The sequence below is a fragment of the Aurantibacter sp. genome, from assembly GCF_039941195.1.
Taxonomy (GTDB): domain Bacteria; phylum Bacteroidota; class Bacteroidia; order Flavobacteriales; family Flavobacteriaceae; genus Aurantibacter_A.
Genome location: NZ_JBDVFA010000100.1, coordinates 63643 through 88657 on the forward strand (window position 1 = coordinate 63643; position 25015 = coordinate 88657).

Below are 25015 nucleotides of genomic sequence, written 5' to 3' on the forward strand. Positions count from 1 at the left end.
TTAATCAATATATTGTATGTCTTTGCTAACCAGAACACTAGCCTAAAATGAGATTAATTCTCACTGTTTTATTGATAGTTTTTAGCAGTTTTATGCTGAAAGCTCAGCGTACTTTTCTTGTTAAAGGAAAAGTGTTGGGTAAGCGTTTAAAAAAACCATTATCAAGAATTGACGTTAGTGTTTTTAATAGCCAATATGTAACCAAAACTTCAAGTTCCGGCAATTTTGAATTAAAAATATCGAAGGCAGGTGAATTGGTACTACAGGTATCTTCCGCAGATTTTATAATCAAAAGAATTCCTTTAATCATAGAAAATGACGTATTGGATTTAGGGATTATTTATTTGGAAGATGATAGCACAATAGAACAAACGGATAATCTAATAACATTAACGGAGTCTGAGTTGTTTGATGAAGAAGCAGATTCTAATTCGTCAGCTTTATTGCAAGCTACAAGAGATGTTTTTTTAAATAGAGCTGCTTTTGATTTTGGTCAGGCTTTTTTTAGAGTTAAGGGTTATGACTCTAAGGAGGGTCAAGTTTTAATTAATGGAATATCAATGAATAAGTTATTTGATGGTCGACCACAATGGAATAATTGGGGAGGATTAAATGATGTTATTAGAAACCAACAATTTACAAACGGAATGCAACCTTCAGATTTTACTTTTGGAGGTATTTTAGGGAATACAAATATTGATATTCGACCTTCTGGATTAAGATCCGGAACTCGACTGTCAACTTCTTTTTCAAATAGAACCTATTCAGGGAGATTGATGGCCACTTATAATACCGGACTTAAAAAAAATGGATTAGCATATACAGTATCGGGCTCTAGAAGATGGGCTAAACAAGGTTTTATTAATGGTACTTTATACGATTCATTTTCACTATTTACGGGATTAGAATATCAAATTAACGAGAAAAATAGTATCAATTTTACGGGTATTTTAGCAAGTAATCGTAGAGGGAGATCATCGGCAATAACAGAAGAGGTTTATAATCTCGTGGGGAATAAATACAACCCCTATTGGGGCGAACAAAATAATAAAATCAGAAATTCTCGAGAAAGAAAAATTGCTGAGCCAATATTAATGTTTTCTCACTTTTATAAATTAGATAAGCTTCATATAAATACCGGAATGGCTTATCAATTTGGCAACTATACCAAAAGTAGATTAGGGTATTATAATGCTCCAAATCCGGATCCTACATATTACCGATATCTGCCTAGCTATTATATTAATAGTGCTATAGGCGCCAATTTTGTGAGTGCTAATCAGGCTAAACAAGGATTTGTAGATAACCCTCAATTAAATTGGTCGGCTATTTATGCTGCAAATGATCAAGAAAAGGCTGCATATGTACTTTATGACGATGTAGTAAAAGACAAACAGTTTTCATTCAATACGATAGTGAATTATAATTTGAATGACAGAATGCAGCTTGATATTGGGGCTTCATACAAGAATTTGAAATCTGAAAATTATGCCCAAATAGAAGATTTATTCAATGCTCAATTTCATGAGGATATTGATCCATTTTCAAATACTTTAAATGACGCAAATGGAAATCTTCAAAAAGGAGAGTCGGATATCTTTAATTATCATTTTAAGTATAGTGCATCGTTATTTAACAGTTTTATTCAATTTAGAATTAACAAAGAAAAATGGAATTCTTTTATTTCTGGAAAAGTTTCCAATACTAGTTATCTACGAGAGGGTTATTTTAAAAATCAACGCTATGCATCTAATTCATTAGGAAAAAGTAAAAGTTTAAATTTTTTAAATTTTGCCGCAAAAGGTGGATTTTCATATAAAATTAATGGTCGGCATTGGCTTACAACAAATATGCACTACGGAAATCGCCCTCCAGTTTTGCAAAATGTTTTTATAAATCCCAGAGAGAATAATCAAACTGTATCTGATTTACAAGCTGAAACTTTATCAGCAGTGGATTTTAATTACTTTATGCGCTTACCTAAATTAACGGGTAGGCTAACAGCTTATTATACCCGTTTTGAAAACACTACTGACGTTAATTTCTTTTTTGTTGATGCTGGAGTGGGGTCAGATTTTGTGCAAGAAGTTTTAACTGATTTAGATAAGTTACATGCAGGTGTTGAATTGGGAATGGAATATCAATTATCATCAGCAGTTAAATTAACTTTTGTATCAGCAATTGGTAAATATGTTTATGCAAGTAATCCATTAGTCTCTATTAATTTTGATACAGCTGGTGCGGAAGAAGATTTAATTAACCTTGATGGGAATATAGACTTGGGAAAGTCTTCAATTGAAAATTATAGATTAGCTCAAGGTCCTCAAGAAGCATATGCTATTGGGGTAGAATACAGAGATCCGAAATATTGGTGGATTGCTGCTACGACTAATTATATGGCGAAAAATTATGCGAATATTTCTGCGATTACCAGAACTGCTAGTTTTTATATAAATCCAGAAACTGGTTTACCATTTCCTGATGCTACAGAAGAAAATGTGAATGATCTTTTAATACAAAAGCCAATGGATAATTTTTATCTATTAAATGTAGTAGGAGGGAAGTCTTGGTTAAAAAAAGGAAAATATATAAGTGTTTTTGCAAGTGTAAATAATCTTTTTGACCAGGTTTTTAGATCTGGTGGTTATGAACAAAGTCGGAATGGCAATTATGGGCAATTGAAACAAGATAATTTAAGTGGAACTCCTTCTTTTGCTCCTAAATATTGGTATGGTTATGGGCGAACATATTTTTTAAATGTAGCCTATAGCTTTTGAAAATATATAAATGAAGAATAAGAAACATTTTATTATTTCTAGTTCGCTAATAGTGTTACTATTAATTATTTCAGGCTGCGTTAAAAGTAGAGAGTTTAAGCCTATAGAGAATACATGTTCATCAATAGTAGCAAATGCAATATATAGTGATGTAAAAAATTTATATGTTGATGAAGCTGTTCAAATTCAGGAAGATTTAGTTATTGAAGGTTATGTTATTTCATCTGATGCAGCAGGTAACTTTTTTAGTGTATTACACTTTCAAGATAAATTAAGTAATCCAGTAGAAGGGTTTCAAATTGAAATAGATTTGCGAGATTTACATTTGTTTTATGAGGTAGGAAGTAAAATTAGTATTAAAATGAAAGGCTTGTATGTTGGTAAAAGTAAAGAGGTTTATAAAATTGGAGGCGCTTTTACTTCTTTTGGAAATGTATCTGTGGGAAGATTACCAGCTGCAATTGCAGATCAACACATATTTATCTCTTGTGAAGATAAAAAGGTAGTTGAAGCTAGCGTTTTAGAAATTTCTGATGTGGATAAACAACCCATAAATACATTGGTGAAATTTAAAAATGTACAAATCATTGAGGAGGAAGTTGGACTCCCTTTTGCTATAGATGCTGAAGAAACCGAACGAACACTTATGGATTGTGAAGGAAATGAAATTGTAATGTTAAATAGTGGATATTCTGATTTCTATAAGGATAAACTTCCGGCGGAAAATGGATCCATTACAGGTGTGTTGGTACGCGATAAAAATGAATATCAATTAGTTGTTAGGAGTACCGATGATTTAGATTTAGATCAAGACCGTTGTGAAGGTTTGGAAGAAGAGATTTCATCAGAACAAATTTTTATTTCTGAATTGGCAGACCCCGATAATAATGCCGGAGCTAGATTTGTAGAATTATATAATTCTAGTACAAAAACGATTTCCTTGAATGGATGGAAATTTAATCGATACACCAATGATAATCAAGAATTAGGATCAAGTATTGATCTTACCAGTTTAGAAATATTTGCGGAAAGTACACTTGTATTTGCTGCAAATGCTGAAGAATTTAACATGGTCTACGGTTTTGAACCCAATTTAGAATCGGGAGATAATAGTCCGGCTGACTCTAATGGTGATGATAATTTTCAATTAATAGACCCATTTGATAAGGTAATAGATGCCTTTGGTGTTATTGGTGAAGATGGCTCCAATACAAATCATGAATTTGAAGATGGTCGTGCGGTACGAAAGTTAGAAATTGTTTATGGCAATGCAGTATTCGATGATACAGAATGGATTATTACAAATGATACAGGTGCTAATGGTACTATAGCTATGCCGCAAAATGCTCCTAACGATTTTACGCCGGGCGTTCGGTAGTAAAAAAACTTTTAAACTATTTTAATTGAATCGAGAAACATAAAAGGAGTCGATATTTCACTAACTCCTTTATGCCTGTATAGTTTATAAGTGTTTGTACATTTTCATTTAGCTTTCATTAAAATTTGAGTTTTATTCCACCGTTTACTACGAAACCGTCTACTGGTGCATAAATATCTTGAAATGTAGGGTTAGTGATTGTTCCTGTATAGATGGAATCGAACTTAGTTTGGCGTGTATCTATGAAGTTCTCAAAATTGACGAAGATTGAAAAATTCTCCCATAATTTTTCAACCATAAAGCCAGTGAGCCAATATTGTTTTCCAGTTGTTCCATCGTTCAGTTTTTGCGGACTGAAATAATATGCTTCTAATCCCATTTTTAATTTTTCTTCTACTTCATACATCAACACATTATTTAAGCGATGTCTTGCTACCAATGGAAAAGTTGTACTAGTACCATTATAATGTTGATTTACATCCGCATACGTATAACCTACAAAAAGTTTAAAATCTCCGTAGGTTATTTTTGTATTGGTTTCCACGCCTTTGGTATCAATATAACCATCAGGTTGCTGAAATTCATAGGCGTTATTTAATATAGGAGTCAATACTATTGGGTCTTTAACTTGTGTGTAGAAAAATAAAGCATTAATTGTAAATATTGATTTATCTGAAAGTGCTGTTTTATAGTTAACGTCAATATTTGTACCTATAGATTCTTCTGCGTTTGTGTTGGAAACATCTAGGGGAAGCACGTTATTGAACTGAATTCTTTCTGCATCTTCGGTAAAAACAGTGGGAGTTTTATACCCAAGCCCACCTCCTATTCGTGTGCTAAACTTCTCGTTTAGCTTGTATAGAGCAGAAATTCGGGGAAGCAGAAAAAACCCGTATTCATTTTGATAATCACCACGCAAGCCCGTTTCAAGTATAAATTTTTCCGTTGGGTTCCAGGTATTTTGAACAAAAGCACCAACAGTGGTGTAATTGTAATCTACGGCATCTACTGCGCTAACATTACTTTGCGTGAATTTATCGGTCCATAAATTTAAACCACCAATCCATTCTAATTTTTCATTTTTGTAATTGTAGTTTGCCTCACTAAAAGAAGCCAACTGAATGCCTGAAAATTCAAAATCAGGAATTTCAATATTTCTATCATAATAACTGACGCTATTTTTTAAAGCGAATTTCGATTTTTCATCTATAATGCGATTAATACCAAATTGCGTGCTAAAGCGGTTGGTTTTATTTTCTTCAAAGTAAGTGTTTATACTACTACCATTACCTTCAATGTATTTTATATCACCCCCAATACGGTCTTCAGCTGTGTTATTAAAGCCTATATTCAAAGTTGTTTGATCATTTAAATAAAAATAGAATTTCGGATTTATGGTATATCGATTGAATTTTGGAATCGCTGTTAAACCAATATCGGCTGGGTCATAAGGACTACCCAAATTATAAGATGCGAAAATAGTTGTTCCAAACTTTTTGAACTTTTGCGAATAAAACCCACTTAAATCCAGCCCCAATGCCGATGTCCCGTTTATAACAAAGCTTATCTCACGTTCTTCTTTTGGCATTTTTGATATAAGATTTACCAATCCCGAAATAGCACCACCACCATAAAGTGTGGAGGATGCTCCTTTAATAACTTCAACTTGTTGTAGATCTAAAGGAGCAATCTGCATTAAACTCAAACCACCAGAAAATCCTGAATACAATGGTAGACCATCTCGTAATATTTGAGTATATTTTCCGTCTAGGCCTTGTATTCGAATAGACGAATTATAACTTGTAGCTGAGGTTTGTTGTGTTTGTATGCCGGTACTTTCATTTAATAACATTCTAATGTCACCCGGTTTCATATTTCCTTTTTCTTCCAATTCTTCGCCAGAAATAGTTTCTACCCTCGTCGCGACATTGTCAATAGTACGACTACTTCGCGTAGATTGAATTATGACTTCTTCTAAATGTTCACTAGAACTTTTTAATAATATTACAATAGGCTCTGTAGCAGAAATTGGAAAATTGAACGTTTTTTTTCTGGTTTCGTAACCGATATAGCTAAACACGATAATATGTTCTCCATTTGGAATATTTTTTAGCACTGTGTATCCGTCCATATCGGAGCTAACTCCATTGGTAGTACCTTCTAAAATGACTGTAGCACCCATTAAAGGTTCATTTGTTTCACTGTCTCTTATAATATTGTTAAGTGAGTTTTGACTGAATACCACTGTTATATTGATAACGGCAATAAACAGCATGATAATTTTTTTCATTGCTGATAAATTTGTTAATGTGATAAGAAAATGTAACGATGTAAAACACCGAGGTGAATTAGTTTGCGCAACAGGCACAATACATTAACCTATTTTTGGCGGTTGCCAAATAGCAATATGAAATTCTGAAAAGAAGGAAGGATTATATATTGAAACTAGATTAGTCGATAAAACTTCATCCGGTGTCAAAGAAAAATTAACGGTTGTAAAGGTGAAGCCAACACAATTGCCACAAGCATAAAACGGAGAACAAATGCCTTTGTGCTCTTTGTTTTCATCATTGTCTTGATTAAAATGATTGTCAGTTACTTGTGTAGTTTGATAAGAATCATCTTCAGTACAATTACTATCTTCACAACAAGGCCTTATGGCAAGTGCCAAAATATAGATAGCAAGTAAAAACGATATATATTTCACAGTTCAAAGATAGCACCTATTTTTTATGCTGTATAAATTAATTTCTATGTTATTTTTATATAAGGTAGGTAACGACTTTGAAAAGTAGTGTACGACTTGTAATTATCTTGAAAATAAAAAGCCGCCTTTTTAACTAAGGCGGCTTTCGATAAAAAGTTATTCTAAATTAGACCAAATCGAAACGGTCTAAATTCATCACTTTTGTCCATACGGCAACAAAATCTTTTAAGAATTTTTCCTGTGAGTCAGCTGATGCATATACTTCTGCATAAGCTCTAAGTTCCGTATTGGAACCAAATATTAAATCTACACGAGTACCAGTCCATTTTACATCACCAGTAATGCGATCACGACCAGCAAAAACACTTTCATCAGTAGAAGTGTCTTCCCATTTAACGCTTAAGTCTAAAAGATTTACAAAGAAATCATTTGTTAATACTTCGCGTTGGTTAGTTAAAACGCCATGACGAGATTTGTCAAAATTTGTATCTAGCACACGAAGTCCGCCGATTAAAACGGTCATCTCCGGTGCAGTTAATTTTAATAACTGAGCTCTATCAACTAACATTGCTTCAGCAGGAGATTTAAAATCAGAATTTTTATAGTTTCTAAAACCATCTGCATTGGGTTGAAGGGCTTCAAATGCAAAGGCATCCGTTTGCTCTTCTGTTGCGTCATTTCTTCCTGGAGTAAAAGGCACTTTAATTTCATTACCACCTTTTTTAGCAGCTTCTTCTATCCCTGTACTACCTCCTAAAACGATCAAATCTGCTAATGAAACTTTTTTGTTTCCAGATTGGGCTTCATTAAATTCCTTTTGTATTCCTTCTAATGTGCCAAGAATGTTAGCTAATTCTGCTGGGTTATTTACTTTCCAGTCTTTTTGAGGTGCAAAACGAATACGTGCTCCATTAGCACCACCTCTCTTGTCAGAGTCTCTATATGTTGAAGCAGAAGCCCAAGCGGTAGAAACTAATTGAGAAATTGATAAACCAGAAGCTAAGAGGCGTTTTTTTAATTCAGCAATATCAGCTTCATTAATTAATTCATAATCTATTGCTGGAATAGGATCTTGCCAAATAAATTCTTCCTTAGGGACTTCTGCTCCTAAATATCGAGCAGCAGGTCCCATATCTCTATGCGTTAATTTAAACCATGCGTTCGCGAAAGCCTTTTCAAAAGCTTCAGGATCTTTATGAAATCGTTTTGAAATTTCTAAATACACCGGGTCTACCTTCAATGCCATATCGGCATCTGTCATCATTAAATCTTGTGTTTTTGTTGCATCACCTGCTGTCGGAGCTTTTTTAGCAGCTGATTCAGCCGTAGGTCTCCATTGGTTTGCACCACCCGGACTTTTAGTTAACTCCCAATCATAGCCTAATAAAACTTCAAAATAATCATGATCCCATTTTGTTGGGTTTGGTGTCCAAGCACCTTCAATACCACTGGTTATAGCATCATCTAAAACTCCAGTGCCAAATGAATTTTTCCAACCTAAGCTTTGTTCTGTAATCGATGCTCCTGCTGGTTCTGCTCCTACATATTCATCTGGGTTAGCTGCACCATGGGCCTTCCCAAAAGTATGTCCACCTGCTGCTAAAGCAACCGTTTCTTCATCATTCATAGCCATACGGCCAAAAGTTTCTTTTAAGAGTTTAGCTGTTCCTAAAGGATTTGGTGACCCATTAGGCCCTTCTGGGTTTACATAAATAAGTCCCATATGAGAAGCCCCTAAATTGGCTTCTAATTTGTATTCGCCTTCAGAAAAACGTTCTTCATTGCCCATCCATTCAGACTCAGAACCCCAGTAAATATCTTCTTCAGGTTGCCAAATGTCTTCGCGACCTCCCGCAAAACCAATCGTTTGGAAACCCATCGATTCTAAAGCGCAGTTACCTGTTAATATCATTAGGTCTGCCCATGATAATTTTTTACCGTATTTTTTCTTTATAGGCCATAGTAATAATCGAGCTTTATCCAAATTACCATTATCTGGCCAACTATTTAATGGTGCAAAACGTTGTGAACCAGAACTTGCTCCACCTCGTCCATCACCAATTCTATATGTACCGGCACTATGCCATGCCATACGAATCATAAATGGTCCATAATGACCATAATCTGCAGGCCACCAATCTTGTGAAGTAACTAAGGATTTTTTAATGTCATTTTTTACAGCTTCCAAATCTAATGATTTGAATTCTTCAGCATAATTGAAGTCATCATCCATAGGATTTGTTAATGCAGAATTTTGACGTAGTACATTAAGGCGTAATTGGTTGGGCCACCAGTCTTGATTTGTTGTTCCGCCACCGGCGTTTTGTTTTAGGGTTCCTCCTAAATAAGGGCACTTGCTTGAGTCGTTAATGTCAAAAGCTTCTCCGTGCGGATTGTTTTCATTATTGTCCATGATTTGAAGTTTTTTATTACTGTTCTTGTAAATTTATTAAAAAAGCAGACCACATGCTATAGATGTTTTCTTGATTTAAATTATTAAACTATCGATTTTATCTATATCATATTTTTTATAATGTTTTAATGCTACTTATTTTAGCTAAACGAAGGACCTAAAAACAATTTATTGTAATTGTTTTTTTATAATTTTATATGAATGGAAAATGAAGCTTTGTTTACGGAAATAAGGAATGGTAATACTGTTGCAGTAAAAGCAATATTGGATGAAAATATAGAGGCATTAAATGTTCGTGATCAGCGGGGGTCTACACCGCTAATTTTGGCTACCTATTATAATCATGAAGAAATTGTAAACTTACTTTTAGAAAAGGGTGCTGATATTAATGCTAAAGATTCTTCTGGCAATACTGCTTTAATGGGAATTTGTTTTAAAGGATTTACTAATATTGCGGAAAATCTTATTAACAAAGGAGCAGACGTTAATGTACGTAATTCCATGGGAGGAACATGCTTAATTTATGCCGCAACTTTTAACCATATAGAAATTGCCAAATTACTTATTGAGAATGGTGCTGATGCTTCTTTTAAAGATGCTAGAGGTAATAGTGCTCTGGACCACGCCAAAATGCAAGGAGGAGCTGATATGATTTCTTTATTAGAAAAATAAATGAATGAACAATTAAATATTGCATTGGTTCAAACTTCAATTGTTTGGGAAAATCCAAAGGCCAATAGAACAATCCTTTCTCAAAAATTAAATACTATTAAATCTGATGTTGATTTAATAATTCTTCCAGAAATGTTTACTTCAGGTTTTACAATGAATCCTAAAAATTTAGAAGATTCTGAAGGTGAAAATACTGTGGCTTGGATGCAAGAAATTGCCGCTACTAAAAATATGGCAATTGTTGGTAGTATTCCTTTTTATGAAAATAATAAATACACCAATCGTCTCTTTTTTATTACTGCAGATGGCGAGAAATACAATTATGATAAAAAGCACACTTTTACACTTGCTGGTGAAGATAAAGTGTATCAGTCAGGATTAAAAAGACTTATTGTTTCTTACAAGGGATTTAATATTTGTCCAATGATATGTTATGATTTACGTTTTCCGGTTTGGGCAAGATTTAAAAATGATTATGATGTATTAATTTATGTTGCCAATTGGCCAGAACCACGAATAGCAGCTTGGGATATTCTTTTAAAGGCACGTGCCATCGAAAATCTAAGTTATTGTGTCGGTGTTAATAGAATTGGGGAAGATGAAAATGGTTTGAAATATTCCGGACATTCGGCAGTTTTTGATGCCCTAGGAAATCAACTTTGCTTTTCAACAAAAGAAGAGGTTATTTATAGCACTATTGAAAAAAGTCAGCTTATAAATACTCGAAAAAAACTTATGTTTTTAGAAGATAAAGACGATTTTAAATTTATTTAGGTTGCACTAACATCTAAAGCCTAAACAAATCCATCACAAATTAATTTGCGCTACCTTGGTGTTTGTACGGCAAAAAATTAAGATTACCTTTATATAGCAAATAATATAAGCCAAATTATTATACAGCAATATTTACAAGAATACTTTGTAAATCTTTTGCTGAAAATGGTTTTAGAATATAGTTATGAATTATTTCATAATTTCCAACTCTTTCTAAATCTCTTGGGTCAACAGAAGAACTGATTATGTATACCATAACTTTATCTTTATTATTGTTCTCAATTTTGGTGAATTCTTCTAAAAATTCCCAACCATTCATAATTGGCATGTTTAAATCTAAAAAGATAATAGACGGTAATTCTTTGCCAGATTCTGTTAGATTAATAAACTCCGTAAGCGCGTCTTGTCCATTATTGAAAACAAGTATTTCTTCACAGAAATCTACTTCTTGAATTATTCGTTTAGTGCCATAAATGAAAATATCATCATCATCAATTATACACGAAGTTTGAATTTTTTTCATAATACTTTTTTGTTTTATTTAGGCTTTTTTAAATTTTAAGGTAAAGATAGTTCCCTTATTTAATTCGCTTGTTAATTCTATTTTACCATTCATAGCTTCAATTTGGTTTTTGGTAATAAAAAGACCAATTCCTTTGGCATCTTTATTATTATGAAAAGTCTTATACATACCAAAAATTTTCTTACCATGCCGCTTTAAATCAATTCCTAGACCATTATCAGCAAATTTAATTTCAATGAATTCGTCTTTAATTTCTGATGAAATACTAATTTTTGGCTTGCGATCTGGTGATGAATATTTAAGTGAGTTTGAAAAAAGATTAAGTAAAATACTGTCTAAATATGCGGGTACCACATTTACAAAATGCGTTTTACAGATGTTAAATTCATAAACAGCATTTTTTTCTTGAATTAGACCAGTAAGCGTATCCTTTACACGATTGACTGCATTTAATAGACTTTCGCTCTTCATTGTTTCAAGAGCACCTGTTTTAATTAAAACAACTTCATTTAAATGATGTACAGTTTCATTTAAACTTTCAGCTGCATTCCCTAACATTTTTTCAATGTTCTGTTTTTCGGAATGGTCGCTTTCTAGATTTAAAAATCTAGTTAACATCAACATATTACTCGAATGTGATCTAAGGTTATGCGAAACAATATGTGCAAAATTCATTAAACTAGCATTCTGACCCTTGGTAACTTCAACCAGCGTTTTTAGTCGCTTTTCAGCTTCAATTCTAGAGGTCATATTTACAATTTGACCAATTAAATGCGAAATTTTACCATTTATATCATTTACCGAAGTTATTGATATCATTGAATGAATAATGGTACCATTTTTATGATAGAATCTTTTTTCAGCTTGAATGCTCGATACTTCACCAGATACTAATCTTTTTTTAAATGTTTGAGACTTTTTAATGTCATCAGGAAAAGTAATGTCGAATGCTGTTCTATTTAGTAGTTCTTTACGAGTATAACCTAACATTTTGCAAAAAGCGTCGTTAACTTCAACCATAGTTCCTTTCAGGTTAACTTTGGTCATTCCAACATTGGAATTTGAAAAGATAGCAGTAAAAGATTCGTTATTGCGTAAAAGCTCTAATTTGGTGTTTTTAAATTCGGTTATATCCCAATTAGCACCTATAATTTTTATTGGCTTGTTTTCGGAATCATAAATTATTGCACCCCTACCTTTAATATGCCGGATTGTATTATCAGGCCATATAATTCTAAAATCTGTATTAAATTCTTTTTGACCGGTAAGTGCTAACTTAATTGCTTTTACACTTTTATCGTAATCGTCGGGATGTAAAATAGAACGTAATGTTTCGTATCCTGCAAAAGTGTTTTTGTCTGCTTTATATATGTCAAAAGTAATATCATCCCAGTGGAGACTATTATCTTCAAAATCATAATTCCAAATACCAATTTTGGCTGCACTAGTAGCCATTGCCAACCGGTCAGAAACTTTATGATAATCTATTTCTATCCTTTTCTTCTCGTCAATATCTTGGAAAGTGCCGTAAACTCGAATACATTCTCCATTAAACATTTCTGTTTCACCCTTTGCCCGAACCCAAAGCTCCTTGCCTTTTGCTGTAACTATTTGAAGTTCTAAATCCCAGCTGGTACCCTCTGCTATAGCTTCACTTACACATCTTGTAATTTCGTCTTTAGAAGTTCCTTCCTTGTAAAAGTTTATGGAGGTTTCTAAATCGGGTTGGAAATCTAGTGGTACTTCGTGTATTTCTTTAGTAACAGCTGTCCAATGTACTTGTCCGTTACGTAAATCAACTTCCCACCCTCCAATCCGTGCTACTTTTTGAGCTTTAAGTAGTACTTCTTCACGATGTCGGTCAACAGTTATGTCTTCTTCAATTATAGATAAACCAGCGATTATTCCATTTTCATTATTCCAAGAATTAATGGCACATTTAGTCCACTTTATTCTACCAAAGGTGTCAATTGATTTGAATGTTTTCGATGCAATCTGTTGTCCTTGCAGGCAATGTAGGTGCATTTGTCTAGCCTCATCAGAAGTGTTAGGTAAAATATTATAATATGACTCACCTATTAATGAAGTTTTACTTTTAGCTATGTCCTTCAGCCACACATCCGAATAACCAATTATATGCATATTCGTATCCACAACGACTACCGCCTTTGGTGAACTTTTTACAAATAAAGAAATAGATGATGTTACTAAATCGGTCATGTACTACAGAAAAACATTCTAGTTTATTACTACTAAACGTAAGAAATCACTTAAAAAGTATGTAGTACCGTCCAAAAATACTTATAAGAGTAATGTCTCCTGAAATCAGTAATTTTAGTGCTTGATTTAAAGCTATTTAACGAAGAATAATTTGTTTAATTATCTAGGATAAAAGTCTCTTCTAATTCCCAATTAGCTCTTATTTCTAGCGTGTCTGGGTAATAACTAACTCTTTCTGGCTGTAATTTTTTTAGAAAATTACCTGTATCCCAAACTTTATTTCCATTTGTATCAAAAATAACCCTCAAAAAGTATTTAGAAGGTTCTACATTGTTGAATTCAAGAATTTCGGGCTTTTCTGTGTAAATTTCTTGTTTAAGCTCGCCTTGTTGGTCAGTAAGTTGAATTACTAATGGGTAGGAAGTAGAATCGGTTTGTACCTTCAATCTTAAATTCCCATAATCTGCTGGACTGTTTGTAGATAAACTATAATTTATAGTATCATTAACCTCATTGAAAAAATCGGTTACTGCGCCTGGCATCAGGTTAAGGGCGTAGTTTTGATTAGGTTCTTTTTCAAAATCGAAATCAATTTCGTTTTCTATACTATCAATCATGACCTTAAAATTCACCTTAAGTGAGTCTTTATCAATCATACTAAATTTGGTAGTATCAATTTTTGAAATAGGTGTATTTAACGTTATCGCAAAATCTTTATTAAAATTTAACCCACCAGACTGATTTGGACTTAATTGCAGTGAATCTGTTTCTACCTTTCGTTTTTTAACTGAAAATGTGTCAATTATTGAAAGTTTGTCATTTATAGCTAGAAAAACAATGGAATCTAAATCTGTTGGAGTAAACCAAAAATTAAGTGTATCCTTATTTCGTAATTTTAAAAGTCGATAATTAACAGAGTCTGGCAAAACTGTTAAATTCTCAATTCTAAAATCCTCTCGTAAACCATAATATCCAAAAGCTATTTTGTTTGTCGCTTCAAAACTGGGTACCTGTATGCTGTAATTTTGTATTTCTTTAAATAAAGTAAGTAGATACGTGCTATCTGTAGGTAAACTAAGGGTATCTTGAGAAAAGGCAATCTTATCGGCGTTTTGATCAAAAATGTTGTTTTTAGCCTCATCTTTTAATGCAAATAACCTGTATTTGCCAGCTTTTATGTTTTTGAGAGTGAATATTACCGTGCTGTCTAAAGTATTGGTAATATAATTGGGAGGTTTTTTAAAGATGGTTGAATCGTTATAGGCCGTGTCAATCTCGTACAACATAACACTAATAAACTCTTCAGCTTTTCTTTTGAATGCATCTCGTACTACACCAGATACGGTTAAGGAGTCAATATAAGTTCCTGTAGAAAAAACATAACTTAAAAAACTGCTTGGATTGCCTTCGTTATGGTCGACAATACTCTGACCAAAATTGAAGGTATACGTAGTGTTTTCTCTAAGCGTATCCTTAATTTGTATCTCAACATATTTGCTTGCACCTCCTTGCGGTGTTATCGTAGGTGTATATTCTAAAGGTGGTGAAACGATTAATTGATCTTGAATATCTTTTAATGTTATGTACTCGTCAAAGTAAAGCCGTATTCGTTTGGCTTTAAATTCAATGGACATATTTGGAGGAACCGCTTTCAATAAAATTGGAGGCTCAGTGTCTTTAGGCCCACCAGTTGGACTACCCCGGTTTGCACATTTAACCAGTGCAGCGGCTATTAAAAAGATAAAAACACAACCGATAAAGCGTCTCGTCATGGGATATTTTCAAAGTAATTCTATAACAAAGAAACGACTTAAATTAAATAAATGGAAGGTTTTATGATTTGATCATTTATGCGCGTAAAGGAACTACTGCCATACTAGCCACATAGATGTTGATATTTTTAGATTTTTGTAAGGCCTTGGCACAAAGTTCTATTGTTGCTCCAGTAGTAATAATGTCATCAACCAATAAAACATTTTTATTTGCTAAATCCATTGAATTTGATAGCGTATACAGTGATTTGTTCTCGAACCAACGACCCAATCTCCCTTTTTTGGTTTGCGTTTTCGAATTGGATGTTTTAAGTAATATATCGTCCCTAAACTCAGCATTTAAATTAGTGGCTAAGTGCTTAGCAAATCGTGTAACTTGATTATAACCTCTTCGTTGTAATTTTTTGCGGTGCAAAGGAACTGGAACTACATAGTCGATAGCATCGATAAAACCATTAGTTTTTATAGTATTTCCGAACCATTCGCCAATAAAATCTCCTACTATTTCTTGGTTCTTATATTTTAAATGGTGTAAAAGCTGTTGTACAATCCCATTTTCAGTGAAGAATAGAAAAGAATTTGCCTTTTTAACGTTAATTCGCCCATAAAAAATACGGTCAACGGTATTTTCTACGTTAAAAGTATAATCGGTAAGCGGTAGATCATTTCTACAAGATGTGCATATAAGGTGTTCTCCACCCAATAAATGTGTATTACAACCAAAACACACCCTTGGGACTAGGATGCTGCTTATATCATTTACTATATTTGATAGTTTTGCACACATTATTTTTAAACTAATAAAAAGTTGCCTACTTATAATTTTACTTGATGAACGCCCAAGATAAAAAATTCAACAATAAAATAATTTTTGCTGCCTTGGTAGCTGTAATTATAGCGATTTTAATTGCTTACTACTACAGTTATACCCAGTCTCAGAGCGAAATTTTGTATCTAGAGAATGAAAAGGAAATTCTAGTGAAGGACCTAACGCTTATGAAAGCTGATTTAGATAGGCTAGCTTCTAGAAATGAAGTTGATGAAATTGAGCTCGAAAGGTCTAGATATGAGATACAACAATTACAAGATTCTGTTGGGAGATTGAACTTTACAGTTGAAAAGTTACGTGAATATAAATCGGAACTTAGAAGACTTGAGGCTCAAAATGATAGTCTTAAGCTTAAAAACAACTTTCTTAAGTATAATAGCTCTTTATTAGTTGATAAATATGAGAATAGTCAAAGAGAAATTGCTTCGTTGCAAGAAGCTAGAAATGAAATGACTAAGGTTGAGTCGCTACAACGTCAAAAACAGAAAGAGCTCAATGAAGAGTTGAAGAAAAAGAAATACTTAGAATTAGATAAAGAACAAACTGAAGGAGCAGGCTTACGTGTAAGAGATGAAAGTGCTATTATCACCACCAAGGCTTCAATAGTTGAAAAGCTTAGAGGTTGTATCACTATATCAGCAGATAGTGAAGCTAAAAAGCAAGAAAAAATTCTATACTTTCAATTTCTAGATTCAAACATGCGTATTGTTGAGGATAACGCCAACACGATTACAGTAAATGGTAATGTTTATAGTAAAAGAGTACAACTTTTATATAGTGGCGAAGAAATGAGAGTTTGCGACTTTATTACCATACCAAAAGGATCTTTAGAAGGTGGAATTTATACCTTAAATGTATTTGAAAACGATAAACTTCTCTCATCAACTGAATTTCGTTTAAAATAATTTATTCCCTTAGATTGTAAAATTCTATTTTTGTCGAATGGCAAAACAGGAAGACGATTTTAAAAAGGTAATTTCACACGCAAAGGAATACGGATATGTATTTCAATCTAGTGAAATATATGATGGATTAAGCGCTGTGTACGACTACGCACAAAATGGTGCTGAATTAAAGAAAAATATACGGGAGTACTGGTGGAAAGCTATGGTACAGCTCAATGACAATATCGTTGGGATTGATTCGGCTATTTTTATGCACCCTACCATTTGGAAAGCATCGGGCCATGTAGATGCCTTTAATGACCCCTTAATTGATAATAAAGATTCCAAAAAACGATATAGAGCAGATGTTTTAGTTGAAGATTATGTAGCTAAAATTGAAAGCAAGATTGAAAGAGATGTCAAAAAAGCTTCTAAGCGTTTTGGTGATAAATTTAATAAAGAACAGTTTTTAGCTACCAACCCACGTGTAGTTGAATATCAAGGACAGGTAACTTCTATTTTAAAACGATTGGGTAAATCGTTGGAAAATGAAGATCTAGCAGATGTAAAAAAACTTATAGAAGAGTTGGAAATTGCTTGCCCAATGTCAGGGTCTAAAAATTGGACCGATGTTAAGCAGTTTAATCTAATGTTTGGTACAAAATTAGGAGCCTCTGCAGAAAGTGCTATGGACTTGTATTTGCGACCAGAAACAGCACAAGGTATTTTTGTAAACTTCTTAAACGTACAAAAAACGGGGCGTATGAAGATTCCGTTCGGAATTGCCCAAACTGGTAAAGCATTTAGAAATGAAATTGTCGCCCGACAATTTATCTTTAGAATGCGAGAGTTTGAACAAATGGAAATGCAATATTTCATTAAGCCAGGTACGCAACAAGAATGGTACGAGAAATGGAAAGAAAATCGTATGAAATGGCACCTTTCTTTAAACATGGGTGAGGATAATTATCGCTTTCATGATCATGAGAAATTAGCGCATTATGCCGATGCAGCTTCCGATATTGAGTTTCGTTTCCCTTTTGGATTCAAAGAGTTGGAAGGAATTCATTCTAGAACCGATTTCGATTTATCACAACACGAAAAGTTTTCTAGTAAAAAGCTACAATATTTTGATCCAGAAACAAGAGAGAGTTATGTGCCTTATGTATTAGAAACTTCTATTGGTTTAGATCGAATGTTTTTGGCAGTTTTCTCAAACTCTTTGAAAGAAGAACAACTAGAGAATGGCTCAACACGAACTGTTTTAAAACTTCCTGCTGTATTAGCTCCCACAAAAGCGGCTGTTTTCCCGTTAGTAAAGAAAGATGGGTTGCCTGATTTAGCTAAAGAGATTATAGCAGATTTAAAATGGGATTTCAATGTTTTATATGATGAAAAAGATGCTGTAGGACGTCGATATAGAAGACAAGATGCTAATGGTACACCTTTTTGTATTACTGTAGATCATCAATCTTTAGAGGATAAAACAGTAACAATTAGACATAGAGATTCTATGGAACAAGAGCGTGTTGAAATAGCTGCATTAAAACAGATTATTCATGAAGCAGTGGATATGAAGTCTTGGTTAATGAAAATGGTTTAACAGAACTGATTATAACCGATAACCTAACCGTACACCCCCGTAATAATTTATGCCATTACCGGGGTAGAAATAGCGTGGTTCACTGCCTCCAAAACCTTGGGTGTTAATTAGAACAGATTGTGCGTATGTAGCGTCTAAAAGATTGTTTATTCCAAAGTCTACGCCTAAAGTGAATTTAGGAGTTATTTTCTTTTGATATCCGATTTTGGTATGCACAATATTATACGAATCACTGTACAAAGAGTTCGCATCTGTTAATGGAATTGAACTTACATATTGGTGTGTTGTATTCCAATAGAAATTATTGAAAAACTGCATTTGAAGCCCAGATGTAGCGCTATTTTTTGGAACACCAGTTAAAGGATTCCCCGAAAAATCTTCACCTTCGTCAATAAATTCAACAAATTTATGATGATTGTGCGTATAGTTGATAAATGGAGTTATCTGTAAATTTGCCCCTAGTTTTAAATGATAACTTATAGCTAATTCAATTCCTTGATGCCTTGTTTTTCCTGCATTTTTTCCAATATATTGGTCGTCATTAACTCTTTCTGCAACCAATAAATTATTAATGTTCATTTGATATAAAGCAATGTTTATCGACAGCTTTTTGTCATCGAAATATAGTTGCGAACCAATTTCATAATTTACACCAGTTTCTTGAGAAATATCTGGGTTAATTACGCCATCAGGAGTTAAAGTTTCTTCTAAACTAGGGTTTGAAAACCCTCTGCTTACATTCGCATATAAACTGTTGTCGTTTTTAAAAGAATAGTTTAAATCAAGACTAGGAAGTAGTATAGCTTTAAAGCTACGTTTTGCACTTTTATTATTGATTCCGGAATTAAACTGATCTCGATAATCGTAATTTGTTTTGTTGATATTTAGACCTAATTGTGCAGAAAACGCTTCAGAAAAAGGAACTAATAAGGTGCCAAATCCATTGAATTGCCTTCTATATTCTTTATTTGCGGAATACTGATTTCCTTGTAAACTACCATTTCCATTATTGTCTTCATATAAATTTTCAAATTGATTCCAATTATACTCATCCTTAAGTAATTCACCGCCGAATGTGTATTCTGCAGCAATATCAGAAATATTTAATTTGCCAATGAATCTAGATCTTACCCCATAACCGTTGGTAAATTCATCTAATATTCCAAAAGGGGCAGGCTCGTAATGGTCTAAATAGTTGTAAAAAACACTAGTTGAATTTTTTAGTTTATCGCTAAAAGCATGTTCATAATTAAGTCCTAATAAGGTGTAATTATTAGCTTCATAACCTTGGGATACACGCCATGTATAGGTAACTTGTTTTGGGTTTTCAGCAAAAGCTGTTGCGCCTAATGAACTCGGTATTTGAGCCGAATAATCCATGTGATTTACAAGTAAACTTATTTTGTTTTTCTCATTTATTAAATAAGAAGTATTCAAAAGTACCCCGTCGCGTTCGAAATTGTTGTTGTCACGATATCCATCAGTTTCGGTATGGCCATATTGTAAACCAACCCGAAGTTTACCATCAAAATGATTGAATGATAAATTGTTCTTTATTAAGCCAAAAGATCCAACTGTAAAACTATTGAATAGATTTGTAGATTTACCTAAGGCTTGTTTTGGATTTAGAATTATTGCTCCTCCTAAATTACTTCCGAAAGCTGTTCCTTTAGGTCCTTTTACTACTTCAATTTGACTAATATTTTCTACATCATACGCTTCAATTTCAGATGTCCCTGATCCATTGGTAATAGGTATGTCATTATAATACATTCGTAATTTATTCGTGCCAAAAAGCGTTCTTGATCCAATACCACGAATAGTGATTCTATTGGTGTTTAAAGCACCAGAGTGAATGTATACTCCAGATATTTGGTTGATAGCAGAAACCATATCAATAGGACTATAATTTTGAAAAATTTTTGCGCCTAAAATATCAGATTGAGTAATGCCAGTAGTGTTTTTTGTCTTTAATGCGTCAAGAAGAATTACCTCGTCAAGTTGTGTAATACTGTCTTTTTGGGTAATGTCTTGGGCTTGAATAAATTGTAGGCCTAAAAGAAATAGGAGGGAAATGTGTTTCATGTAAATTTCGTGAAACGTAAAAATAAAACTTAAAATCGGAAACCAAGCGACAATCCAGCGCGATATATAAAGTTATTTTGATATTCTTCTACATTAATATTTCTGCCAAGTCCAGCAGAAATTTCTAAGGTTAATTTTTGACCAAAAGTTGACCATTTTCTACCTAATCCAAGACCTAATGCTATTGAATTATAGTCATTATTTCTGGTCTCTAGATTATTGGTAACATCAATATCACTTGTGTAATATAGCCCAAAAGCTTCTGCAAAAATGCCACTTTTAGGGTTATATCCAAAATAGGCTCTTAAATTTGGCCCTATACCGAAATTACCAGTATTATTATGTGCATCACCATTAAAATAAATGGTTCCACCTATGCTCGTGTCTGGTGTAAAGTAGTACTCATACGAACTTTCAATTGCTGTTGTGGCTAAAAAACGTCCCATATTAAATCGTAGTTCATGATTATTGTAACTATCTCGATACCCTTGCGCATTTACAAACAAACTGCTAGTAATGAATAAAATTAATAATAGCTTTTTCATATTCATATGTATTTATATTTTTCCTAAATCAATTTGCGTTCCAAACTTTTTTAATCCTTAAAACATTCTTTATTTTCGAATTAAATTAGAAATCAATGAAAATAGTATCCTATAATGTTAATGGAATTAGAGCCGCATTAAAAAAAGGCTTTATTGAATGGTTGGAGTCGGTAAATCCGGATGTAATTTGTCTTCAAGAAATAAAGGCTCAGGAAGACCAACTTGATTTATCAATTTTTGAAGCTGCTGGTTATCCATATAATTATTGGTATAGTGCACAGAAGAAAGGTTATAGTGGTGTTGCTATTTTATCCAAAACTAAACCAGATCACATAGAATTTGGGACAGGAATAGAAACTATGGATTTTGAAGGAAGAAATTTAAGAGCTGATTTTGGAGATATTTCTATAATGAGCATGTATTTACCATCAGGTACTAATATTGCGCGTTTGGATTTTAAGTTGAATTACATGGATGAAATTCAAGAGTACGTTAATGAATTGCGAAAAGAAAGACCAAATTTAATTGTACTTGGAGATTATAATATATGTCATGAGGCCATTGATATTCACAATCCTGTAGGATTAAAGAATGTTTCAGGATTTTTACCTGTAGAACGTGAGTGGATAGGTAATTTCATCAAAAGTGGATTTATTGATAGTTTCAGATACTTTAATGATGAGCCAGATAATTATACTTGGTGGAGCTACAGGGCGAATGCCAGAAATAATAATAAAGGTTGGCGTTTAGATTATGGGATGGTTTCAGAACCTCTTGAAAGCAGATTGAAACGATCTGTGATTTTACCTGAGGCAAGGCATAGTGACCATTGTCCGATTTTAGTGGAAGTAGAAACATAGAAATAGTACTAAATTAAAACTAAAAACCACAGTTTATTTTAACCGTGGTTTTTAGTTTTTAGAATATTTATTAGAAGGTTAACCTACCTCTACCGGCATTTCCAGTATTGTAAAAATCCCACCCACTATTAGTTGTATTATCCAACCAAACTTCTGGATTATCATAGATATCGGTTCTACCAGAAGCTCTTGAATATCTACTATCATCTTGTAAATGAACGTCAAACCATTTGACATTCCATCCATCAGTACCTTGTAGGGCTAAGGTGGCATTTTTCACCTCAATCCAATCTGATCTTGGTATATGAACTCTTAAATAGAAAAAGTCCCAAGAACCATTTTCAAAGTCATTTCTTGAGGGATCATTTAATCTGAACCAAGGTACTTGATAATCTCCATTGTTAGTTAAAAAATTAATCCTACCCCAGACATTACCATCAGTTTGACTGTAAGGATCGGTATCAGTTCTGATAGCAACCTTAAAATATATGAAAGCTTCTGATTTGCTGGTACTTTTTTCTTCTATCATGAAGTTATGTACGTCCTCTAGAAAGGAGTTTTCTGCATCTTCTCTACTTAAAGACCCACTATATTGTTTATATAATACGGGAGTTAATGTTTCTAGACTTGACACGAGTTCCGAATCATTGTGACCCGTTTTACTGGTAAAACCTTCTTCTAAGGATTCTTCTACACTTATATCATTATCATGTTCTTCTTTTTGACAAGAGGTCATCATCAAAGACATTAGAAGTAGTCCGCTTGCAATAATTTTTATATTAGTTTTCATAATTAAAAGCTTTTAAGATTAATTTGCTTCTCTTTATGAAAACTGAAGGCAAAAGGTTAACCTCTTATATTTAAATGTATACATTCATTTGAAACAATAGTTGGTATATATAGATTGAAAGAAATAAAAAAAAGCGCCTATTGGCGCTTTTTTTTTATCTATAAACGGTCATATGCCCGACAAATTCTCTATCGTCAGTTGGTCCGTTTAGTTTAATTACGTACCAATAATCACCTGTTGGAAGGTTTTCTTTTTTATAAGTTCCATCCCATTCTCCAACACCAATGTATTGTTTTATCTGTCGGCCGTACCTATCGAAAATAGTTACCAACATGTTAGGGAATCCTTCTGAGTTTCCAATAACCCACGTATCGCGTGTTCCATCACCATCAGGAGTAAAGAAGTTTGGAATCTCTATATCTATAAATTCTAAGTACACATCTATTGAAGTTTCACAACCTGCACCATCAACTACTCTTACGTTATAGGTGTCGGTATGATTAATAAAGTAAGACCCATCACTACTAGCATTGTCATTAAAATAATACGTATAACTTCCATCGCCACCGGTTGCTTCAACTTTAATTTCGTTGATACCACCTTGTTCACTTGTTAATTCTAGTGGATTTGGAGCGTCAATTACAATACTCTCAAGTCGCTCAATACATCCGCCAGAATGTAAGATGCTGATATAATGTGTTCCTGGAACGATATTCTCAAACACAGGACTATCTTGAGCTGCATTGATATCTTCAGAATTTAAAGCATACATAACATCGCTTGCAATAGTTTCGTCTTGGACAGTTACTGTTGAAATGTTCACTGGTTGTCCATCCCTACATTCATAGATTGTTTCATAAGTAGCTGTTAAATCAGCTCCTACTTCTATTTCTTGTAAGATGTTTTCTGTACAACTATTAGCATCTCTAATATAAACGATGTATGCACCACCATCTAGGTTATCGATAATCAAAGCGCTTGGGTCACCAACTGGACTGAAAGAACCGCTAGTGTTTTGTAAGCTATATTCGTAAGGTGCTGTACCACCAGTTATTTGCAATTCAATAAGGCCATTATCATCACTAGAACATAGTTCATCTTCAACTCTAGTAATTGCTACGGCAAGTGCTTCAGTAGGACCATCAATAACAATAGGTATTTCAACATCACAACCATTAGCATCTTGTACAATTACGGTGTAACTACCTACATCAAGATTCTCAAAGAAATTGGTGTCTACTGTTTTTTGAGGTTCAGAAGATATGGTATAGCTATAAGGTGCAACACCACCTGTAACAGTTATCGTAGCATTACCGTCAGCCTCACCAAAACATTGAACATCTCTATGGTCAGATAATGTAGCACTTAATAATGGTGGTTCAATAATACTGATGTTATCAGAGATATCCACACAATCAATTCCACTTAAAGCTCTAATTCTATAGGTACCTGCACCTAGGTTTTCAAATATACCTGATGCTTGAGCCGGAACTAAAACAGTGCCAGAACCGTCTTGTAGTTCATAAGTGTAATCACCTAAACCACCAGTAGCTTCAGCAATAAGCACAGCATCCATTTCACTAAAACAGTTGATAATGGTGTTAGTTGCATCGACAGTAACTACTAGAGGATCCACCACATTTATGGTACGTATTACAGAAATTGGAGACTCACAAAGATTTAAAGGATCAGCATCACGAGCTAAGAATTCATACGTACCAGGTCCTAAATTAGAGAACACATTATTAGAGGTCCAAGTACCTGATGCAGGATCAATCATGCTATATTCATACACTCCAGAACCACCAGTTGCAGATAATGTAATTTCACCTTGATTAGGTGTACAACTAGGCTCTTGTGTAATGGCTGCATCAACAGTTACCTCTGCAGGGTCAATTATATCTATTGAAGCAGAAACTACATCACATCCTCTACCATCGATAACTGTTACATTATAATGGCCTTCATTTAAATTGTTGAATACATTACCATCTTGAGGGGCACTACTTACGCCATCTGTAACATTATTTAAAACATATTGAAAATTTGTATGTCCATTACCAAATTCTCTTGAGGCGGTTACAGTTATAGAACCATTAGCAGCACCAGGACAAGTTGGATTCGTACTCGTTTCGGTTAATATAATCGCATCAATAGTTGGTATTGTAATTACCTGCATTACA

Annotated in this window: 18 protein-coding genes; 7 read left to right on the top strand and 11 right to left on the bottom strand. The window is 33.5% G+C overall.

Annotated elements, in window-relative coordinates; translation table 11 throughout:
• Positions 1-47: 47 nt before the first annotated feature.
• Both ABJF52_RS17430 and ABJF52_RS17435 read left to right on the top strand, forming a co-directional pair.
• A complete protein-coding gene (locus ABJF52_RS17430) occupies positions 48-2777 on the top strand; it encodes a TonB-dependent receptor (RefSeq protein ID WP_348153198.1) in 2730 nt (909 codons plus the stop codon).
• Between the two features lie 10 nt (positions 2778-2787).
• Positions 2788-4155 carry a DUF5689 domain-containing protein gene (locus ABJF52_RS17435; protein WP_348153200.1) on the top strand — a complete coding sequence of 456 codons (1368 nt, stop codon included), beginning with the start codon at positions 2788-2790 and terminating at the stop codon, positions 4153-4155.
• 118 nt (positions 4156-4273) lie between these two features.
• Here ABJF52_RS17435 and ABJF52_RS17440 read toward each other — a convergent pair whose 3' ends face one another.
• The 3 genes from ABJF52_RS17440 to katG all read right to left on the bottom strand — a co-directional run bounded on the left by ABJF52_RS17440 (position 4274) and on the right by katG (position 9275).
• Positions 4274-6445: a TonB-dependent receptor gene (locus tag ABJF52_RS17440; protein WP_348153202.1), complete on the bottom strand. Its 2172-nt coding sequence runs from the start codon at positions 6443-6445 to the stop codon at positions 4274-4276.
• Between the two features lie 84 nt (positions 6446-6529).
• Positions 6530-6862 carry a DUF6660 family protein gene (locus tag ABJF52_RS17445; protein ID WP_348153204.1) on the bottom strand — a complete coding sequence of 111 codons (333 nt, stop codon included), beginning with the start codon at positions 6860-6862 and terminating at the stop codon, positions 6530-6532.
• A gap of 166 nt (positions 6863-7028) precedes the next feature.
• On the bottom strand, positions 7029-9275 hold the full coding sequence (gene katG, locus ABJF52_RS17450; RefSeq protein ID WP_348153206.1) for a catalase/peroxidase HPI: 2247 nt from the start codon (positions 9273-9275) through the stop codon (positions 7029-7031).
• 201 nt (positions 9276-9476) lie between these two features.
• Here katG and ABJF52_RS17455 point away from each other — a divergent pair, with 201 nt between their 5' ends.
• Positions 9477-9947 carry an ankyrin repeat domain-containing protein gene (locus tag ABJF52_RS17455; RefSeq protein WP_348153208.1) on the top strand — a complete coding sequence of 157 codons (471 nt, stop codon included), beginning with the start codon at positions 9477-9479 and terminating at the stop codon, positions 9945-9947.
• Positions 9948-10721, top strand: a complete 774-nt coding sequence (locus ABJF52_RS17460; RefSeq protein WP_348153210.1) for a nitrilase family protein — start codon at positions 9948-9950, stop codon at positions 10719-10721.
• A gap of 118 nt (positions 10722-10839) precedes the next feature.
• Here the strand turns inward: ABJF52_RS17460 and ABJF52_RS17465 are convergent, their stop codons facing one another.
• The 4 genes from ABJF52_RS17465 to ABJF52_RS17480 all read right to left on the bottom strand — a co-directional run bounded on the left by ABJF52_RS17465 (position 10840) and on the right by ABJF52_RS17480 (position 16023).
• Positions 10840-11244 carry a response regulator gene (locus ABJF52_RS17465; protein ID WP_348153212.1) on the bottom strand — a complete coding sequence of 135 codons (405 nt, stop codon included), beginning with the start codon at positions 11242-11244 and terminating at the stop codon, positions 10840-10842.
• Between the two features lie 18 nt (positions 11245-11262).
• A complete protein-coding gene (locus tag ABJF52_RS17470; protein ID WP_348153213.1) occupies positions 11263-13464 on the bottom strand; it encodes a PAS domain S-box protein in 2202 nt (733 codons plus the stop codon).
• Between the two features lie 155 nt (positions 13465-13619).
• Positions 13620-15236 (bottom strand): Ig-like domain-containing protein, encoded by a 1617-nt coding sequence (locus ABJF52_RS17475; RefSeq protein ID WP_348153215.1) that lies wholly within the window; start codon positions 15234-15236, stop codon positions 13620-13622.
• Positions 15237-15312: 76 nt separating this feature from the next.
• Entirely contained in the window at positions 15313-16023 is a 711-nt protein-coding gene (locus ABJF52_RS17480; RefSeq protein WP_348153217.1) for a ComF family protein, read from the bottom strand.
• A gap of 44 nt (positions 16024-16067) precedes the next feature.
• On the opposite strand from ABJF52_RS17480, the gene ABJF52_RS17485 reads away from it, so the two are divergent.
• Together ABJF52_RS17485 and ABJF52_RS17490 are read left to right on the top strand one after the other, a co-directional pair.
• Positions 16068-16970 carry a hypothetical protein gene (locus tag ABJF52_RS17485; RefSeq protein WP_348153218.1) on the top strand — a complete coding sequence of 301 codons (903 nt, stop codon included), beginning with the start codon at positions 16068-16070 and terminating at the stop codon, positions 16968-16970.
• 37 nt (positions 16971-17007) lie between these two features.
• A complete protein-coding gene (locus ABJF52_RS17490; RefSeq protein ID WP_348153220.1) occupies positions 17008-18552 on the top strand; it encodes a glycine--tRNA ligase in 1545 nt (514 codons plus the stop codon).
• 9 nt (positions 18553-18561) lie between these two features.
• Here ABJF52_RS17490 and ABJF52_RS17495 read toward each other — a convergent pair whose 3' ends face one another.
• Positions 18562-20637 (bottom strand): TonB-dependent receptor, encoded by a 2076-nt coding sequence (locus ABJF52_RS17495; protein WP_348153222.1) that lies wholly within the window; start codon positions 20635-20637, stop codon positions 18562-18564.
• 29 nt (positions 20638-20666) lie between these two features.
• The gene (locus tag ABJF52_RS17500; RefSeq protein WP_348153223.1) at positions 20667-21182 is read right to left on the bottom strand and encodes a hypothetical protein; all 516 of its coding nucleotides are present in this window, start codon (positions 21180-21182) and stop codon (positions 20667-20669) included.
• A gap of 95 nt (positions 21183-21277) precedes the next feature.
• On the opposite strand from ABJF52_RS17500, the gene ABJF52_RS17505 reads away from it, so the two are divergent.
• Positions 21278-22042 carry an exodeoxyribonuclease III gene (locus tag ABJF52_RS17505; RefSeq protein ID WP_348153225.1) on the top strand — a complete coding sequence of 255 codons (765 nt, stop codon included), beginning with the start codon at positions 21278-21280 and terminating at the stop codon, positions 22040-22042.
• A gap of 70 nt (positions 22043-22112) precedes the next feature.
• Here the strand turns inward: ABJF52_RS17505 and ABJF52_RS17510 are convergent, their stop codons facing one another.
• Together ABJF52_RS17510 and ABJF52_RS17515 are read right to left on the bottom strand one after the other, a co-directional pair.
• Positions 22113-22832, bottom strand: a complete 720-nt coding sequence (locus ABJF52_RS17510) for a hypothetical protein (RefSeq protein ID WP_348153227.1) — start codon at positions 22830-22832, stop codon at positions 22113-22115.
• A 154-nt stretch (positions 22833-22986) separates the two neighbouring features.
• The coding region (locus ABJF52_RS17515) for a T9SS type B sorting domain-containing protein (protein ID WP_348153229.1) at positions 22987-25015 on the bottom strand (2029 nt) is incomplete at its 5' end.

What these genes read in the sequence shown, in the direction of transcription:
- ABJF52_RS17510 (WP_348153227.1), bottom strand. Translation starts at nt 22,832, where the DNA reads ATGAAAACTAATATAAAAATTATTGCAAGCGGACTACTTCTAATGTCT.
- ABJF52_RS17500 (WP_348153223.1), bottom strand. Translation starts at nt 21,182, where the DNA reads ATGAAAAAGCTATTATTAATTTTATTCATTACTAGCAGTTTGTTTGTA.
- ABJF52_RS17475 (WP_348153215.1), bottom strand. Translation starts at nt 15,236, where the DNA reads ATGACGAGACGCTTTATCGGTTGTGTTTTTATCTTTTTAATAGCCGCT.
- ABJF52_RS17465 (WP_348153212.1), bottom strand. Translation starts at nt 11,244, where the DNA reads ATGAAAAAAATTCAAACTTCGTGTATAATTGATGATGATGATATTTTC.
- ABJF52_RS17490 (WP_348153220.1), top strand. Translation starts at nt 17,008, where the DNA reads ATGGCAAAACAGGAAGACGATTTTAAAAAGGTAATTTCACACGCAAAG.
- ABJF52_RS17480 (WP_348153217.1), bottom strand. Translation starts at nt 16,023, where the DNA reads ATGTGTGCAAAACTATCAAATATAGTAAATGATATAAGCAGCATCCTA.
- ABJF52_RS17505 (WP_348153225.1), top strand. Translation starts at nt 21,278, where the DNA reads ATGAAAATAGTATCCTATAATGTTAATGGAATTAGAGCCGCATTAAAA.
- ABJF52_RS17495 (WP_348153222.1), bottom strand. Translation starts at nt 20,637, where the DNA reads ATGAAACACATTTCCCTCCTATTTCTTTTAGGCCTACAATTTATTCAA.
- ABJF52_RS17430 (WP_348153198.1), top strand. Translation starts at nt 48, where the DNA reads ATGAGATTAATTCTCACTGTTTTATTGATAGTTTTTAGCAGTTTTATG.
- ABJF52_RS17470 (WP_348153213.1), bottom strand. Translation starts at nt 13,464, where the DNA reads ATGACCGATTTAGTAACATCATCTATTTCTTTATTTGTAAAAAGTTCA.
- ABJF52_RS17455 (WP_348153208.1), top strand. Translation starts at nt 9,477, where the DNA reads ATGGAAAATGAAGCTTTGTTTACGGAAATAAGGAATGGTAATACTGTT.
- ABJF52_RS17460 (WP_348153210.1), top strand. Translation starts at nt 9,948, where the DNA reads ATGAATGAACAATTAAATATTGCATTGGTTCAAACTTCAATTGTTTGG.
- ABJF52_RS17435 (WP_348153200.1), top strand. Translation starts at nt 2,788, where the DNA reads ATGAAGAATAAGAAACATTTTATTATTTCTAGTTCGCTAATAGTGTTA.
- ABJF52_RS17485 (WP_348153218.1), top strand. Translation starts at nt 16,068, where the DNA reads ATGAACGCCCAAGATAAAAAATTCAACAATAAAATAATTTTTGCTGCC.
- katG (WP_348153206.1), bottom strand. Translation starts at nt 9,275, where the DNA reads ATGGACAATAATGAAAACAATCCGCACGGAGAAGCTTTTGACATTAAC.
- ABJF52_RS17440 (WP_348153202.1), bottom strand. Translation starts at nt 6,445, where the DNA reads ATGAAAAAAATTATCATGCTGTTTATTGCCGTTATCAATATAACAGTG.